Below are 15028 nucleotides of genomic sequence, written 5' to 3'. Positions count from 1 at the left end.
CGGGCCAGGCCTCGCCGGCCCGCCCACGAGGCCTACGCTCCGCTGCACTCCGCCCTCGTCGAGATGCGGCAGGACGCGAAGGACGCCGATCCGGCCGAGGCGCCGCTCGCACGGGTCAACAGTGACGAGCCGCCCCTGCGGCTGATCCTCGGCGGCGCGATGTACTCCGTCGCCCAGGACAGCGCCGACCGGCGCAAGGAGGTACGGGCGAGCCGGGAAGGGGTCAGCCGCCCGCCGGGTGAGCCCCGGCCGCGACCGCCGGGCGGGCCGCGCGCAGCCGCTCCGGGAGTGGACTCAGGGGCGAGCCGTCATGACCCGGAGCGCACGTCGGGGGCGGGCAGGCCCAGGCGGCGGTCCTTCAGCGCCGGGAACTGCTCGCGGGTCGCCCTCACCTTCGCCGGGTCCAGGTCCACCGTCAGCACCTCCTCGTCCGGGCCCGCCTCGGCCAGGACCTCGCCCCAGGGGTCGACGACGATGCTGTGGCCGGCCTGTTCGACATCCGCGTGGGTGCCGGCAGTGCCGCAGGCCAGGACATAGGCCTGGTTCTCGACGGCGCGGGCGCGGGCCAGCAGGGTCCAGTGCTCACGGCGGCGGGCGGGCCAGCCTGCGGGGATGACGAGTGCTTCGGCGCCCGCGTCCACCAGACCCCGGAACAGCTCCGGGAAGCGCAGGTCGTAGCAGGTGGCGAGGCCGAGGGTGAGGCCGGGCAGCGGGACGGTCACCAGTTCCTCACCGGCGCCCATCATCACGGCCTCGCCCTTGTCGAAGCCGAAGCGGTGGATCTTGCGGTAGGTGCGGACGAGTTCCCCGGCGGGGGAGATGACGAGGGCGGTGTTGTAGAGGGTGCCGTCGCCGGCCCGTTCGACGACGGAGCCGGCGTGCAGCCAGACCCCGGCGTCGCTCGCGGCCTTCGCCATCGCTTCGTAGGTGGGCCCTGCCGGCTCTTCCGCCTCCTCGGCGAACTGCTGGTAGGCAAACGCTCCGACGGGCCACAGCTCGGGCAGGATCACCAGTTCGACGCCCTGCTGCGCCCGCACCAGGGCGGCCGCACGCCGTCTCCGCGAATTGACCGATTCGTCCGGGTCTACTGCGATCTGGATGAGTGAGGCGCGCACACTACCACCGTCCTGGCATTCGAGCCGTCAACACGGGCCTACGATCGTCACACGAAAGCACTGCCGGGGTGCCTTCGGGCAGCGTACTGTGCACATCCGGGGGCCACCCCCGGACCCCCACAGCGGCGCTGCCAAGCCAGGTGCCCACCACCGTCCAGTTATGCCCGCGTACGACCGCCGAGGGGTCCCGTGACCGTCCATCCCAGCCTCCAGACCTATGTCGACGCCTGGACCCACGCTCTGGAGTCGATAGCCGAGTTGGTGCAGCCACTCGTCGAGGGTGAGTGGAACCGAGCCACACCGTGCCCGGCCTGGTCGGTGCGCGACATCGTGTCGCACGTCATCGGCATGGAGTGCGAGATGCTCGGCGACCCGCGGCCCATTCACACGCTGCCCCGCGATCTCTACCACGTGCGGAGCGAGTTCGCGCGGTACATGGAGATGCAGGTCGATGTGCGCCGCCATCACACGGCCCCCGAGATGACGTCCGAGCTCGAGTACACGATGATCCGCCGGGCCCGTCAGCTGCGCAACGAGAGCCGCGGCCCCGACGCCAGGGTGCGTGCCCCCCTCGGTGCCGAGCAGACCCTTGAACTCGCCATGCGGATGCGCGCGTTCGACACCTGGGTGCACGAGCAGGATCTGCGCACGGCGCTGGGCAGCCCCGGCGGACTCGACTCCCCCGGCGCGTACATCACCCGGGACTGCCTTCTGGAGGCCCTGCCGAAGGTCGTGGCCAAGAACGCGGGCGCGCCCGCGAGTTCGGCCGTCGTGTTCGATGTGCACGGGCCGCTGGAGTTCCTGCGGACCGTGCGGGTGGACGCCGAGGGGCGCGGCACGATCGACGGCGCTCCCTCGCTCGGCCCGCTGGTGACCCTCAGCCTCGACTGGGAGACGTTCTTCCGGCTGGCGTGCGGGCGCGTACGGGCGGCCGCGGTGGCGGACCGGATCAAGGTGGACGGTGACCAGGACCTGGCGGCGGCGATCCTGCGAGAGATCGCGGTGACGCCGTAGGTCCGTCGTCGTGGCTCCGTCGCGGCTCCGCCTCGCAGCTCGGCCGGGACCAGGCCCGTCGCCCCGCCATGGGTACGCCGTGGACCCGTCCGGACCCGTCACAGGTCCTTCGTGGGGGTCGGCGGCCCGGGCGCCGCGCCCGCCCCTCACACCGGGACGTGCACCGCCTCCACCCGGCTCGCCACCAGACGCTCGCGCTCCCGTCGCACGACGCGCGCCCGCAGCCGCAGGATCTGCGAGATCCCGACGGCCTGCAGCAGGAACACCGACGAGAACGCGACCGGGTAGCTGTCCCCGGTGGCGTCCAGCAGCACGCCCACCGCGAGCAACGTGGTCATCGAGGCGACGAAACCACCCATGTTGACGATCCCGGACGCCGTGCCCTGACGCCCGGGCGGATTGGCCGGGCGGGCGAAGTCGAAGCCGATCATCGATGCCGGTCCGCATGTCCCGAGCACCGCGCACAGGGTGATCAGGAGCCACATCGGGGCCTGTTCGCCGGGGTAGGCAAGCGTGGATCCCCACAGCAGTGCCGTCGCGGCGACCGTCCCCAGCGCGAGCGGGGCGCGGGCCGCGTGGTGACGGGCGATGACCTGCCCGTACACCAGGCCGACCACCATGTTGGAGCCGACCACCAGGGTCAGCAGCAGGCCGGCGGTCTCCCGCGACAGCCCCTGGGCCTCGACGAGGAACGGCATGCCCCACAACAGCAGGAACACCATGGCGGGGAACTGGGTCGTGAAGTGCACCCACATGCCGAGCCTGGTGCCCGGCTCCCGCCAGGACTCGGCGATCTGCTTGCGCACGAAGGCGGAACCCGCGTGTTGCGCGGGCGGGGGCTCGTGGCCCTCGGGGTGGTCCTTGAGGAACAGCGCGAGCGGTACGAGGACGGCCAGACCGGCCGCCGCGCTGCCCGCGAAGGTGGCGGTCCAGCCCAGGCCGTGCAGCATCCGGGCGATGACGACGGTGGAGACGAGATTGCCGGCCATGCCGAACAATGCGGCGACCTGCGCGATGAGCGGGCCGCGGCGGGCGGGGAACCAGCGGGAGCCGAGCCGCAGCACACTGATGAACGTCATCGCGTCACCGCAGCCGAGCAGCGCGCGTGAGGCGAGCGCCATGCCGTACGAGGGCGAGAGCGCGAAGCCCAGCTGGCCGGCCGTGAACAGCACCACCCCGATGGTGAGTACCTTCTTGGTGCCCAGGCGGTCGACCATCAGGCCGACGGGTATCTGCATGCCCGCGTACACGAGCAACTGGAGTATGGAGAAGGTGGACAGGGCGGAGGCGTTGACGTCGAAGCGGTCGGCGGCGTCGAGGCCGGCAACGCCGAGCGACGTACGGAAGATGACGGCGACGAAGTACACGCCGACGCCGATGCCCCACATCGCGGCGGCGCGGCGGCCGCCGGGTGGATCACCGGGCAGTGAGACGTCCGAGGCGGCGCCGCTCACCGTGCCTCACCCCGGACCAGCACCTTGACCCAGCTCAGATGACGGTGCACACAGGCGGCCGCGCCCTCGGCGTCGCCCGCTCTGATCCGGTCCAGGATCTCGGCGTGCTCGGTGATGTTCTTGGCGACGCGGTCGGGCTGGGACTGCATCACGGCGACGCCCATCCGCAGCTGACGGTCGCGCAGCTGGTCGTAGAGCCTGGAGAGGATCTCGTTGCCGGCGTGTCTGACGATCTCGGCGTGGAAGCAGCGGTCGGTGACGGCGACGGCGGCCAGGTCCCCCTCGACGGCACGCTGCTTCTGCTCCTCGAGCAGCTCCTCGAGCCGGGTGAGCAGCGCGGCGGAGGCGGGTACGGCCTTGCGTACGGCGAACTCCTCGACCAGCAGGCGGGTCTCGACGACATCCGCGATCTCCTGGGCGGAGACGGCGAGTACGAGGGCCCCCTTCTTGGGGTAGAGCTTGATCAGCCCCTCGACCTCGAGCTTGAGCAGTGCCTCCCGCACGGGAGTGCGGGACACGCCCACGGCTTCGGCGAGTTCACCTTCGGTGAGGAGAGTGCCGCCCTGGTAACGCCGGTCGAGTACGGCCTGCTTGATGTGCATGTAGACACGGTCGGCGGCGGGAGGTTGCTTCAGGGGCGCGGCAGGCATGCACACAGCTTAGATACAACAGGGGTACATCAGACAGTCTCGTCCGTATCGCGAAACCCGTACATCCATCCGGCCCCTTCATGAGTCTTTTCAGCGAGCGGCACCCTTATGTGGCCGCACACCAGGGGCAATTCAGAAAATTCAGGCGCATTCGGAGCGTATAACTTGAAAACAGGCATCAAGGGCATGCGTCGCGCTGTCACCGTGACCCTCACCGCGGGCGCGGTCCTCGCGGGCGGCGCGTTCGCCGGCCAGGCACAGGCAGCCACACTGCCCACGCCCACGATCGTCGCCAAGGGCGGCTTCGTGATGAACAACGGCACGGGGACGACCCTCTTCACCAAGGCCGCCGACACCCGCCGCTCCACCGGCTCCACCACCAAGATCATGACGGCGAAGGTGGTGCTGTCGCAGCCGAACCTCAACCTGGACACCAAGGTCACCATCCAGAAGGCCTACAGCGACTACATCGTCGCCAAGAACGCCTCTCACGCGCGTCTGATCGTCGGCGACAAGGTCACCGTCCGTCAGCTGCTCTACGGGCTGATGCTGCCGTCCGGCTGCGACGCCGCGTACGCGCTCGCCGACAAGTTCGGCACGGGCACCACGCGCGCGGCCCGGGTGAAGTCGTTCATCGGCAAGATGAACAAGTCCGCCGCGGACCTCGGCCTGCGGAACACGCACTTCGACTCGTTCGACGGCATCGGGAACGGCTCCAACTACTCGACGCCGCGCGACCTGACGAAGATCGCCAGCAGTGCGATGAAGAACTCCACGTTCCGCACCGTCGTGAAGACGAAGTCGTACACGGCCAAGACCGTCACGAAGACCGGCGGCACCCGCACCATGCAGCCGTGGGTCAACACGAACAAGCTGCTCGGCACCTACAGCGGAGCGATCGGCGTGAAGACCGGGTCGGGCCCCGAGGCCAAGTACTGCCTGGTCTTCGCCGCGACCCGCAACGGCAAGACGGTCATCGGTACGGTCCTCGCCTCGACGTCCGAGGCCAACCGCACGGCGGACGCGAAGAAGCTCATGGACTACGGCTTCAAGAAGTAGTCCGCCGAAGTGATGCCACGGGCCCCGCGGCCTCGGGGCACGGCGAAGGGCCCGTCGCGCTGCGCGACGGGCCCTTCGCCGTACGGGCGTTACGCCCAGGTGATCAGGCGCTTGGGGTTCTCCAGGATCGCCGCGACATCCGCGAGGACCTTGGAGCCCAGTGCACCGTCGACCAGACGGTGGTCGAAGGACAGCGCCAGCGTGGTGACCTGGCGCGGCTTGACCTTGCCCTTGTGGACCCACGGCTGGAGCTTGATCGCGCCCACCGCGAGGATCGCCGACTCGCCGGGGTTGAGGATCGGCGTTCCGGTGTCGACGCCGAAGACGCCCACGTTGGTGATGGTCACCGTGCCGCCCTGCATCGCCGCCGGAGTGGTCCTGCCCTCGCGGGCGGTGGCGACCAGCTCGCCGAGCGCCTGCGCCAGTTCGGGCAGGGTCATCTCGTGCGCGTCCTTGATGTTCGGCACGATCAGACCGCGCGGGGTGGCCGCCGCGATCCCCAGGTTGACGTAGTGCTTGTGCACGATCTCCTGGTTGGCCTCGTCCCAGGCGGCGTTGACCTCGGGGTTCCGCTTGATCGCGACCAGCAGCGCCTTGGCGATCAGCAGCAGCGGATTGACCCGCAGGCCTGCCATGTCCTTGTCGGCCTTGAGCTCCTCGACGAGCTTCATCGTGCGCGTCACGTCGAGCGTGATGAACTCCGTGACGTGCGGCGCCGTGAAGGCGCTGCCGACCATGGCGGCCGCGGTCGCCTTCCGTACGCCCTTGATCGGGACACGGGTCTCCCGCGCACCGGCGGCAGGCGCCGCCGCCTGTGCCGGGGCCGCCCCTGCCGGAGCAGGCTGCTCGGCGGGCCGGGCCACGGGCGTGACGGGCGCCGCGACCGGCGCGGGAGCGACCGCCGCGTGCACGTCCTCGCGTGTGATGACCCCGTCCGGACCGGTCGGGATGACCTGCGCCAGGTCGACGCCGAGGTCCTTGGCGAGCTTGCGGACCGGCGGCTTGGCCAGCGGGCGCGGACGGTCCGGGGCCGGCGCCCCGTGGCCGTTCATCTCGGCCTGGATCGCGGCGGCCGCGGCCTGCTCCGGAACACCGGGCGTGGCCTTGCGCGGGCGGCGCTTGGTGGAGCTCTCCGCGACGCCGTAGCCGACGAGAACGGGCTGGCGGCGCTGCGGCTCGGCCTTCTCCTCCGGCTCCTGGGCGACTTGCTCAGCGGCCGCGAGCGAGGGCTCGGTGGCGGCCGGCGGCGGCTCCTCGACGAGAGCGGAGCCCGGCGCCACGTCGATCGTGATGATCGACGTGCCGACGTCGACGGTCGCCCCCTCCTCGAAGCGCAGCTCGTGCACCACGCCGTCGTACGGGATCGGCAGCTCGACGGCCGCCTTCGCCGTCTCGACCTCGCACACGACCTGGCCGTCCGTCACGGTGTCACCCGGCTTGACGTACCACTTGAGGATCTCCGCCTCGGTGAGCCCTTCGCCCACGTCGGGCATCTTGAACTCGCGGAAGCGCAGCGAAGTGTCTGCAGTCATGGTCACGGCACTCCTCAGTACGCGAGCGAGCGGTCGACGGCGTCCAGCACCCGGTCCAGACCCGGAAGGTACTCCTCCTCGAGCCTGGCCGGCGGGTACGGGGCATGGAAGCCGCCGACCCGCAGCACCGGGGCCTCGAGGTGGTAGAAGCACCGCTCCGTGAGGCGAGCGGCGATCTCGGCACCCGAGCCGTAGAAGACCGGAGCCTCGTGGACGACGACCAGTCGGCCGGTCTTCTCCACCGAGGTCTGGATGGTGTCGAAATCGATCGGGGACATCGACCGCAGGTCGAGGACCTCCAGCGACTTGCCTTCCTCGGCCGCCGCGGCCGCCGCCTCGAGGCAGACCTTCACCATCGGGCCGTACGCCGCGAGGGTGAGATCGGCGCCCTCACGGGCGACACGGGCCTTGTGCAGCGGGCCGGGGATCGCCTCGACATCGAGCTCGCCCTTGTCCCAGTAGCGCCGCTTCGGCTCGAAGAAGATCACCGGGTCGTCGCTCTGGATGGCCTGCTGGAGCATCCAGTACGCGTCGGACGAGTTCGAGGGCGAGACCACTTTGAGGCCCGGGACATGCGCGAAGAGCGCCTCGGGGGACTCACTGTGGTGCTCGACCGCGCCGATGCCGCCGCCGTAGGGGATGCGGACGACGACCGGCATCTTGATCTTGCCGAGCGCACGGGCGTGCATCTTGGCGAGCTGCGTGACGATCTGGTCGTACGCGGGGAAGACGAACCCGTCGAACTGGATCTCCACCACCGGCCGGTAGCCGCGCAGCGCCAGACCGATCGCTGTGCCGACGATGCCCGACTCGGCGAGCGGGGTGTCGATGACCCGGTCCTCGCCGAAGTCCTTCTGCAGTCCGTCGGTGATCCGGAAGACACCGCCGAGCTTGCCGACGTCCTCGCCCATGATCAGGACCTTGGGGTCGGTCTCGAGGGCCTTGCGCAGCGACTCGTTCAGCGCTTTGGCGAGGGGCAGCTTCTGTACGGCCATGACTAGTTGCCCTCCTCGGCGAACGACGCCTGGTAGGCGGCGAACTGGGCGCGCTCCTCGTCGACGAGCGCGTGCCCGTCCGCGTAGACATTGTCGAAGATCGCCATGTGGTCCGGGTCGGGCATGGCCCGTACCGCCTCGCGCACCCGCTTGGCGAGGGCGTCGCTCTCCTCGTCCAGCGCGGTGAAGAACGCCTCGGCCTCGGGCTTTTCGAGGACCTCGTTCTCCAGATACGTACGCAGCCGCAGGATCGGGTCCTTGGCCTCCCAGGCCACCCGCTCGTCGTCGTGCCGGTACTTCGTGGGGTCGTCCGACGTGGTGTGCGCGCCCATCCGGTAGGTGAACGCCTCGACCAGCGTCGGTCCCTCGCCGCGACGGGCCCGCTCCAGCGCCGACCGGGTCACGGCCAGGCAGGCGAGAACGTCATTGCCGTCGACACGGACGCCCGGGAAGCCGAAGCCCTGCGCGCGCTGGTACAGCGGGACGCGGGTCTGCCTCTCGGTCGGCTCGGAGATCGCCCACTGGTTGTTCTGGCAGAAGAACACGACCGGGGCGTTGTAGACCGCGGAGAAGGTGAACGATTCGGCGACATCGCCCTGGCTGGAGGCGCCGTCGCCGAAGTACGCGATCACGGCCGAGTCGGCGCCGTCCTTGGCCACGCCCATGGCGTACCCGGTGGCGTGCAGCGTCTGCGAGCCGATGACGATCGTGTACAGGTGGAAGTTGTTGGTGTTCGGGTCCCAGCCACCGTGGTTCACACCGCGGAACATGCCGAGCAGATTGGTCGGGTCGACCCCGCGGCACCACGCGACGCCGTGCTCGCGGTAGGTCGGGAAGACGTAGTCGTCGTCGCGCAGGGCGCGTCCCGAGCCGATCTGTGCGGCTTCCTGACCCAGCAGCGAGGCCCACAGCCCCAGCTCGCCCTGCCGCTGCAGGGCGGTGGCCTCCGCGTCGAAGCGGCGCGTGAGGACCATGTCCCGGTACAGCCCGCGCAGCTCGTCGGGGGTCAGGTCGATCTCGTAGTCGGGGTGCTCGACGCGCTCACCCTCGGGCGTCAGCAGCTGTACGAGCTGGGGCTCGGAACTCTGTGGCTTCTTGGCCGCGCTCACGCGCTTGCTGCTGCGTCGCGGTTTGCGCGCGGCAGTGCTCTCCACGGTCACGTGCGTGCTCCTCCGTCGGTCCGGCCCCCGGGTTCGCCGGTGTGGCCTGAGGTCGCCCCTTCCCAAGGCAAGGGGAGGCTCGCCTGTATCCGTACCTGTGCACGGGGTGGGTGCGACTCGGCCGGGATCAGGCGTGACAGGTGCCCCGGCGAGTGCCCTGTCACAGGCACGTTACCCAGTGATTCGCATTACTGCGAAACCCCATTTGACCTGCGATTTTGCTTGGATTTCCAAGTAAATCGAGAAATCGGGGAACTCCTGCTGGTCAGGGCACTGGTTGAGCCTTGCGGGCCACCGGAACACCGGCACGTTATCCCGGCCACCCGGGGGACGGGAAGAGTCAATGTACGAGACTTCTTTAGTACCCGAAAGTGGAAAAATCACTGTATTCCTCTTGCAGGATCATGAGGTTTTCCCGCATGGCGTGAACGGACCGCTCTCCGCCGACGAGGACATCGAGGTCGCAGGCGGGGCACCGCCCGGGCACGGATGCCCTGGTCAGGATCCCGGAGACCCGCCCGGGCGCTGCCGTGCCCGATGATCGGACGGCGGACGGCAAGGCCTTCGATGCCGTCTTTCCGTGCATCCGGCCGGGTCGCTGACCATGCACGCGCCCGCAGCGCCGCCAAGATCTCCTCCGGCACCCCCCGCATCTTCGCCGACACGCTGCGTGATCTAACATCTGGCGGGTGCCGCGCTCATCTGCTACTGCCCCACCTCTCGGTGCGCTCCTGCGCCGATACCGACTCCCGGGCGAGCCGCTCTCCTGCCGGCCTGTCACACAAGGCCTCCTCAACCGCGGCTACCGCCTCGCCACCACCCGCGGGGCGTACTTCCTCAAGCACCACCTCGACGGCGACCAGGAGGCCATCTCGCACCAGCACCGCGCCACCCAGCGGCTCCAGACGCTCGGGGTGCCCGTCGCCCCGCCCGTCGAGGACGCGCACGGCGGCACGGTCGCGCTGATCGGCGGCCACTGCTACGCCCTGCACCCCTGGATCGACGGCCGGCACCGCGACGGCGCACAGCTCACCACCGCCCAGTCCCGGCGGCTCGGCTCCCTCCTCGGCCGGGTGCACACCTGCCTGGCCCATGTCATGGAGCCCGGCCCGGCGGCGCCGCCCGCGTACGAGAGCGCCGATCCTCAGGCGACATTCGCGCTCATCGAGAAACTGCTCGCCCACTCCCGCGCGTCGCACCCCAGGGACTCCTTCGACACCCTCGCCGAGCACCGGCTGCTCCAGCGGCGCACTCTGCTGGCCCGCCATGCCGACCGCAGACCGCCGCCGGGCGGCGGCGGAGGCTGGGTGCACGGAGACTTCCATCCGCTGAACCTGCTGTACCAGGGCGCCGAACCGGCCGCGATCGTCGACTGGGACCGGCTGGGGGTCCAGCCGCGCGCGGAGGAGGCGGTGCGCGCCGCGGCGATCTTCTTCGTACAGCCGGCCGGGGAACTGGAGCTGACCAAGGTACGGGCGTATGCGCGGGCCTACCGGCGCGCGGCGGGGGCGGACGCCGCGGAGCTCGCGGCGGCGGTGCACCGGGTGTGGTGGGAGCGGCTCAACGACTTCTGGATACTGCGGTGGCGCTACCAGCTCCACGACCGAAGGGCCGACCCGCAGTTTCCCGCGGTGTCGGCCCTGGCGGTCTGGTGGACGAGAGAGTACGAAGCGGTGCGCGAGGCGTTCACCAGGTGAGCGGAGGCGGGCAGCCCGCACGGGGGTTTCACCGGGCGGGCAGCTGACGACGGGGCTCGCGAAAGCGGGCACGCCGGGGTTCGCCGGGTGAGCGGTCCCCGGCGGGTCAGCCCTCTCCGCCCGGCAGGCCCGTGTTCCCCACCGATGTGCCGGGCGTCGACGGGTCGCCCGTCGGATCGTCGGTCGGCTCGTCCGTCGGCTCGTCCGTCGGCTCGTCCGTCGGCTGCGTCGGGTCCGCTGTCGTCGGGTCGTCCGTGGGCGTCGGCGTCGGCGTCGGCGTGTAGGACTGCGTGTACGACGGCGTGTACGTGGGCTGCTGGTTGCCGCCGGTCGAGTCGTCCGGCTCCTCCGACGGCGTGGTCTGTTCGTCGGTCGGCGTGGGCTCCGTGTCCGGCGTCGAGGGCGTCTCGGAGATCGTCGTGCTGTCCGCGGGGTCTTTCGTGTCCTTCGCCCGGTCCACCGCGAAGGCGATGCCCGCGACGATCGCTATGACGGCGAGCGCGGCGAACAGCCACATCTTGCCGCGGCCGCCGTTCCTGCCCCCGTGGTGACCGCCGTCGTATCCGCCGTCGTGCGGGTTCACCGGCGGCAGCAGCGGGCTCTGCGAGGTCTCGCCGTGCACGGGGTGCATCGCGGCGGTCGATCCCGCCATGCCCATCGCGGGGGCGGCGCCGCCCTCGTACATCTCGACCGGGCCGGTGTTCCAGGCGCCGTTGTGGCTGCCCTGCTGCTGCAGCATCTGCAGGGCGTACTGCACCAGTCCGCGCATCTCCTCCGCGCTCTGGAACCGGTCGTCCGGGTCCTTCGCGAGCGAGCGCATCACGAGTCCGTCGAGCTCCGGCGGTACGACGTCCGAGGCCTCGGACGGCGGGACCGGGATGTCCTGGACGTGCTGGTAGACGACGGAGAGCGGGGTCTCGCCGGTGAACGGGGGCCGCAGGGCCAGGAGTTCGTAGAGCAGACAGCCCGTGGCGTACAGGTCGGAGCGGTGGTCGACGGCCTTGCCCAGCGCCTGCTCGGGGGAGAGGTACTGCGGCGTTCCCATGACCATGCCGGTCTGGGTCATCGTCGACTGCGCGCCGTGCAGGGCGCGTGCGATGCCGAAGTCCATCACCTTCACCGCACCGGAGTTGGTGATGATGACGTTGGCGGGCTTGATGTCACGGTGCACGATGCCGTGCTGGTGCGAGTAGGCGAGCGCCTCGAGCACACCGGAGACGATGATCAACGCCTGCTCGGGCGGCGGGGCTTCGGCGTTGACCAGCAGGTCGCGGATGGTGCGGCCCTCGACGAGCTCCATCACGATGTAGGGGACGGTCTGGCTTCCGACCACATCCTCGCCGGAGTCGTAGACCGCCACCACCGCATGGTGGTTGAGGCCGGCGACCGACTGCGCCTCACGCGTGAAACGGGCCTTGGAGACCGGGTCCTCGGCAAGGTCCGCGCGCAGCAGCTTCACGGCGACGGTACGGCCCAGCCGTACGTCCTCCGCCGCGAACACCTCGGCCATGCCGCCACGGCCGAGACGGTGCGTCAGACGGTAACGGCCGTCGCCGACCAGTCCGCCGACGCCCCAGGCCTCCACGGACTCCGGCACTCCGCCGCCGTTTGCCTCGGGTTCGGGTGCCATCAGTCCTCGCCGTCGTATCTGTCCGCGTGCGTACTGTGCCTGCGGGGTTCGCCATGTCTCCAGGTGCTGTGCCACGTCACGCTACAGCCTTTGCGCAACCGGCCTGTCCTGAGAGAGACCGGCCATCAAACCTGCTACGCGGCCGGCCGCGCAAATTGCATGCGGTTCCTGTAACGCTTCCGAGACGCTTCTTGTGCGTACGGTCACGGAACGGGCACCTGGCTTGACGTGCAGGACCCCTCGGGCAGACTTGCCCCGTGTAATACGGGATCACGGTCATGTTTTGCGGATCACTGATCACGAGACGTGGATCACGTACACGGAACACGAAGCAACGCGGATCATCGCGGGCCGTCGGGCCTTCGCGCCGAGGGGGATGCACAGTCATGAGCCAGGACGGCGCACAGGGCCGCTATGCGGGTGGTTCGGTCGCGGGCGGCCGGTACCAGCTTCGTGACCTGCTCGGCGAGGGCGGTATGGCCTCCGTCTACCTGGCCTACGACTCCGCCCTCGACCGCCAGGTCGCCATCAAGACACTCCACACCGAGCTGGGGCGCGAGCAGTCCTTCCGCGAGCGGTTCCGGCGTGAGGCACAGGCGGTCGCCAAGCTCTCGCACACCAACATCGTGTCGGTCTTCGACACCGGTGAGGACGAGCTGAACGGCGCGCTGATGCCGTACATCGTCATGGAGTACGTGGAGGGACAGCCCCTCGGGTCGGTGCTGGCCTCGGACATCCAGCAGTACGGCGCGATGCCGGCCGACAAGGCGCTGAAGGTGACCGCCGATGTGCTGGCCGCGCTGGAGACCAGCCATGAGATGGGCCTGGTCCATCGCGACATCAAGCCCGGCAACGTGATGATGACCAAGCGCGGTGTCGTCAAGGTGATGGACTTCGGCATCGCGCGCGCCATGCAGTCCGGTGTCACGTCCATGACGCAGACCGGCATGGTGGTCGGCACCCCGCAGTACCTCTCGCCGGAGCAGGCCCTCGGGCGCGGCGTGGACGCCCGGTCCGACCTGTATTCGGTCGGCATCATGCTCTTCCAGCTGCTGACCGGACGGCTGCCCTTCGAGGCGGACTCGCCCCTGGCCATCGCGTACGCGCATGTACAGGAGGAGCCGGTCGCTCCGTCCACGATCAACCGCTCCGTCACCCCGGCGATGGATGCCCTGGTCGCGCGTGCGCTGAAGAAGAACCCGAACGAGCGTTTTCCGAGCGCCGCCGCGATGCGCGACGAGTGCGCGCGGGTCGGCGCGGCCGGGCAGACCGGTGCACCGATGATCATCGGCGGTGCACCGACGAGCAGTGGTGCGGGCGTGGGCTCGGCGGTCTTCCCACCGCTGGGCCAGTCGACCCCGGCGCCGCAGAGCGTGCAGACGCCGTACCAGCCGGGCCCCTACGGCTCGGCGAGCCCGGCGCCCGCGCCGGCCTCCGGGCCGCACTACGGCTACCCGGCGCCGGGGCCTGCCCCGGTGTACCAGAACCCGGCTCCAATGGCCTCGACGCCGCCTCCCTACTCGATGGCGCCGCACGCGACGCCGGGTACGGCGGGCAGCAGCGGCGGCAAGCGGAACATGCCGGTGATCGTGGGTGCGATCACCGTCTCGCTGCTGGCGATCGGCGGTCTGATCACGGCAATCATGCTGAACAACGAGGACGCGGGCGGGCAGGGGGGCGGCGACCCGACGACGAGCGATTCGCCGGCGGCGGAGGGCTACAAAGGGCCGGAGCGCAGCAGGACCATCGACTCCACGAAGTGCTCGGACGCCAGAGAGGGTCAGAACGACCCGTCCAAGGTCCAGGCGCCCGACTTCGTCTACAAGGACCTGCTGTCCGTGAAGGAGTGCGCGGCAACCCGCGGCTGGAAGATCAATGTGGAGCAGGTCGCCAATGCCCAGTGGGGCAAGGACATCGTGATCACGCAGTTCCCGGCGGCCGATGTGGAGGTTTCGGAGGACAATGCGACCTTCAGCCTCCAGGTCTCCAGCGGCTACCCGGATTAGGTCCGCCGCATACGACGGAACGGCCCGAATACCACGGAACGGCCCGGCACGCGCGCCGCGCGTACGCCGGGCCGTTGGCGCCCCTCTGCCCGAGATGCCGGAAATGTTCCCTCATGTGACGCTGAGTCCACTATCTCGGTGACGGCGATCTCGGCTCGGGAGGGGGCACCTGGTGACTCCGAAGCTCCGCGCTCGGTGCGCGCTCACCGCCGCCTCCCTGTTCCTGCTGACCTCGCCGGTCACCCTCCGCGAGGAGAGCGAGGCCCCCGACCCCGCCCTCGCCCCCACGGCCAATCCCCTCCCCTCGACCTCTTTCGCCGGGCGGCAGGCCGCGGAGGGGCGCCCGCGGCCCGGCCGCCTCGTGCCCGCGACCCCCTCGGACTCCCTTTTGACTGTCGTCCCTCCGACGAGTGCGCCCGACGAGGACACCCCTCCTGGGGAGGACGCAGCACGTGAGGAGGAGGAGCCCGGCGAGGTGTTGGGCACATGGGTGCCGGCGCCGAGCGTCAGCGCGGGCGCAGCGGCCCGCCACCAGGAACCTCGGGCCGCTCCCGGTCCCGCGGGACAGGAGATCTCCCCGCTCTCCCTGGGCGCCGGAATGGCGCTCATGGGGCTCGGAATCGGCTTTCTGGGGCTGCGGCTGCGCCGCCGTTGACTTTCCCGTCCCCCTCAGGACGGATGCGACGAGTCCGTCTGACGATGGTTGCCGTGAGGGG

Annotated in this window: 12 protein-coding genes; 5 read left to right on the top strand and 7 right to left on the bottom strand. The window is 70.1% G+C overall.

Going from position 1 to position 15028, the window contains the following annotated elements; all coding sequences use genetic code 11:
• Positions 1-308: 308 nt before the first annotated feature.
• On the bottom strand, positions 309-1115 hold the full coding sequence (locus ACFYWI_RS14335) for a carbon-nitrogen family hydrolase (RefSeq protein WP_389230587.1): 807 nt from the start codon (positions 1113-1115) through the stop codon (positions 309-311).
• 189 nt (positions 1116-1304) lie between these two features.
• Here ACFYWI_RS14335 and ACFYWI_RS14330 point away from each other — a divergent pair, with 189 nt between their 5' ends.
• Positions 1305-2129: a maleylpyruvate isomerase family mycothiol-dependent enzyme gene (locus ACFYWI_RS14330; protein WP_389230584.1), complete on the top strand. Its 825-nt coding sequence runs from the start codon at positions 1305-1307 to the stop codon at positions 2127-2129.
• Positions 2130-2275: 146 nt separating this feature from the next.
• Here the strand turns inward: ACFYWI_RS14330 and ACFYWI_RS14325 are convergent, their stop codons facing one another.
• Both ACFYWI_RS14325 and ACFYWI_RS14320 read right to left on the bottom strand, forming a co-directional pair.
• Complete coding sequence (locus ACFYWI_RS14325) at positions 2276-3517, bottom strand: nitrate/nitrite transporter (RefSeq protein WP_389230960.1); 1242 nt, start codon at positions 3515-3517, stop codon at positions 2276-2278.
• 62 nt (positions 3518-3579) lie between these two features.
• Positions 3580-4233 (bottom strand): GntR family transcriptional regulator, encoded by a 654-nt coding sequence (locus ACFYWI_RS14320; protein WP_389230581.1) that lies wholly within the window; start codon positions 4231-4233, stop codon positions 3580-3582.
• A 165-nt stretch (positions 4234-4398) separates the two neighbouring features.
• Here ACFYWI_RS14320 and ACFYWI_RS14315 point away from each other — a divergent pair, with 165 nt between their 5' ends.
• Complete coding sequence (locus tag ACFYWI_RS14315; RefSeq protein WP_389230578.1) at positions 4399-5292, top strand: D-alanyl-D-alanine carboxypeptidase family protein; 894 nt, start codon at positions 4399-4401, stop codon at positions 5290-5292.
• Positions 5293-5381: 89 nt separating this feature from the next.
• On the opposite strand, the gene ACFYWI_RS14310 is transcribed toward ACFYWI_RS14315, so the two are convergent.
• Genes ACFYWI_RS14310 through pdhA form a run of 3 tightly spaced genes read right to left on the bottom strand, consistent with a single transcriptional unit; the run spans position 5382 to position 8979 of the window.
• Positions 5382-6824: a dihydrolipoamide acetyltransferase family protein gene (locus ACFYWI_RS14310; protein WP_389230575.1), complete on the bottom strand. Its 1443-nt coding sequence runs from the start codon at positions 6822-6824 to the stop codon at positions 5382-5384.
• A gap of 14 nt (positions 6825-6838) precedes the next feature.
• The gene (locus ACFYWI_RS14305) at positions 6839-7819 is read right to left on the bottom strand and encodes an alpha-ketoacid dehydrogenase subunit beta (protein ID WP_389230572.1); all 981 of its coding nucleotides are present in this window, start codon (positions 7817-7819) and stop codon (positions 6839-6841) included.
• 2 nt (positions 7820-7821) lie between these two features.
• Positions 7822-8979, bottom strand: coding sequence for a pyruvate dehydrogenase (acetyl-transferring) E1 component subunit alpha (gene pdhA / locus ACFYWI_RS14300; protein WP_389230568.1), 1158 nt, complete (start codon positions 8977-8979; stop codon positions 7822-7824).
• A gap of 689 nt (positions 8980-9668) precedes the next feature.
• Between pdhA and ACFYWI_RS14295 the strand changes: the two genes are divergently transcribed.
• Complete coding sequence (locus tag ACFYWI_RS14295; RefSeq protein WP_389230565.1) at positions 9669-10676, top strand: phosphotransferase; 1008 nt, start codon at positions 9669-9671, stop codon at positions 10674-10676.
• Between the two features lie 106 nt (positions 10677-10782).
• Here ACFYWI_RS14295 and ACFYWI_RS14290 read toward each other — a convergent pair whose 3' ends face one another.
• Entirely contained in the window at positions 10783-12306 is a 1524-nt protein-coding gene (locus ACFYWI_RS14290) for a protein kinase (protein WP_389230562.1), read from the bottom strand.
• 386 nt (positions 12307-12692) lie between these two features.
• Here ACFYWI_RS14290 and ACFYWI_RS14285 point away from each other — a divergent pair, with 386 nt between their 5' ends.
• Together ACFYWI_RS14285 and ACFYWI_RS14280 are read left to right on the top strand one after the other, a co-directional pair.
• Positions 12693-14312 carry a protein kinase gene (locus ACFYWI_RS14285; protein ID WP_389230559.1) on the top strand — a complete coding sequence of 540 codons (1620 nt, stop codon included), beginning with the start codon at positions 12693-12695 and terminating at the stop codon, positions 14310-14312.
• Positions 14313-14484: 172 nt separating this feature from the next.
• On the top strand, positions 14485-14967 hold the full coding sequence (locus ACFYWI_RS14280; RefSeq protein WP_389230556.1) for a hypothetical protein: 483 nt from the start codon (positions 14485-14487) through the stop codon (positions 14965-14967).
• The last annotated feature ends 61 nt before the right edge of the window (positions 14968-15028 follow it).

Origin of the sequence: Streptomyces sp. NPDC002889, assembly GCF_042888425.1 — a bacterium.
GTDB lineage: Bacteria > Actinomycetota > Actinomycetes > Streptomycetales > Streptomycetaceae > Streptomyces.
The sequence above is the reverse complement of the archived record's forward strand: the minus strand, read 5'-3'. Positions and strand labels throughout refer to the sequence as shown.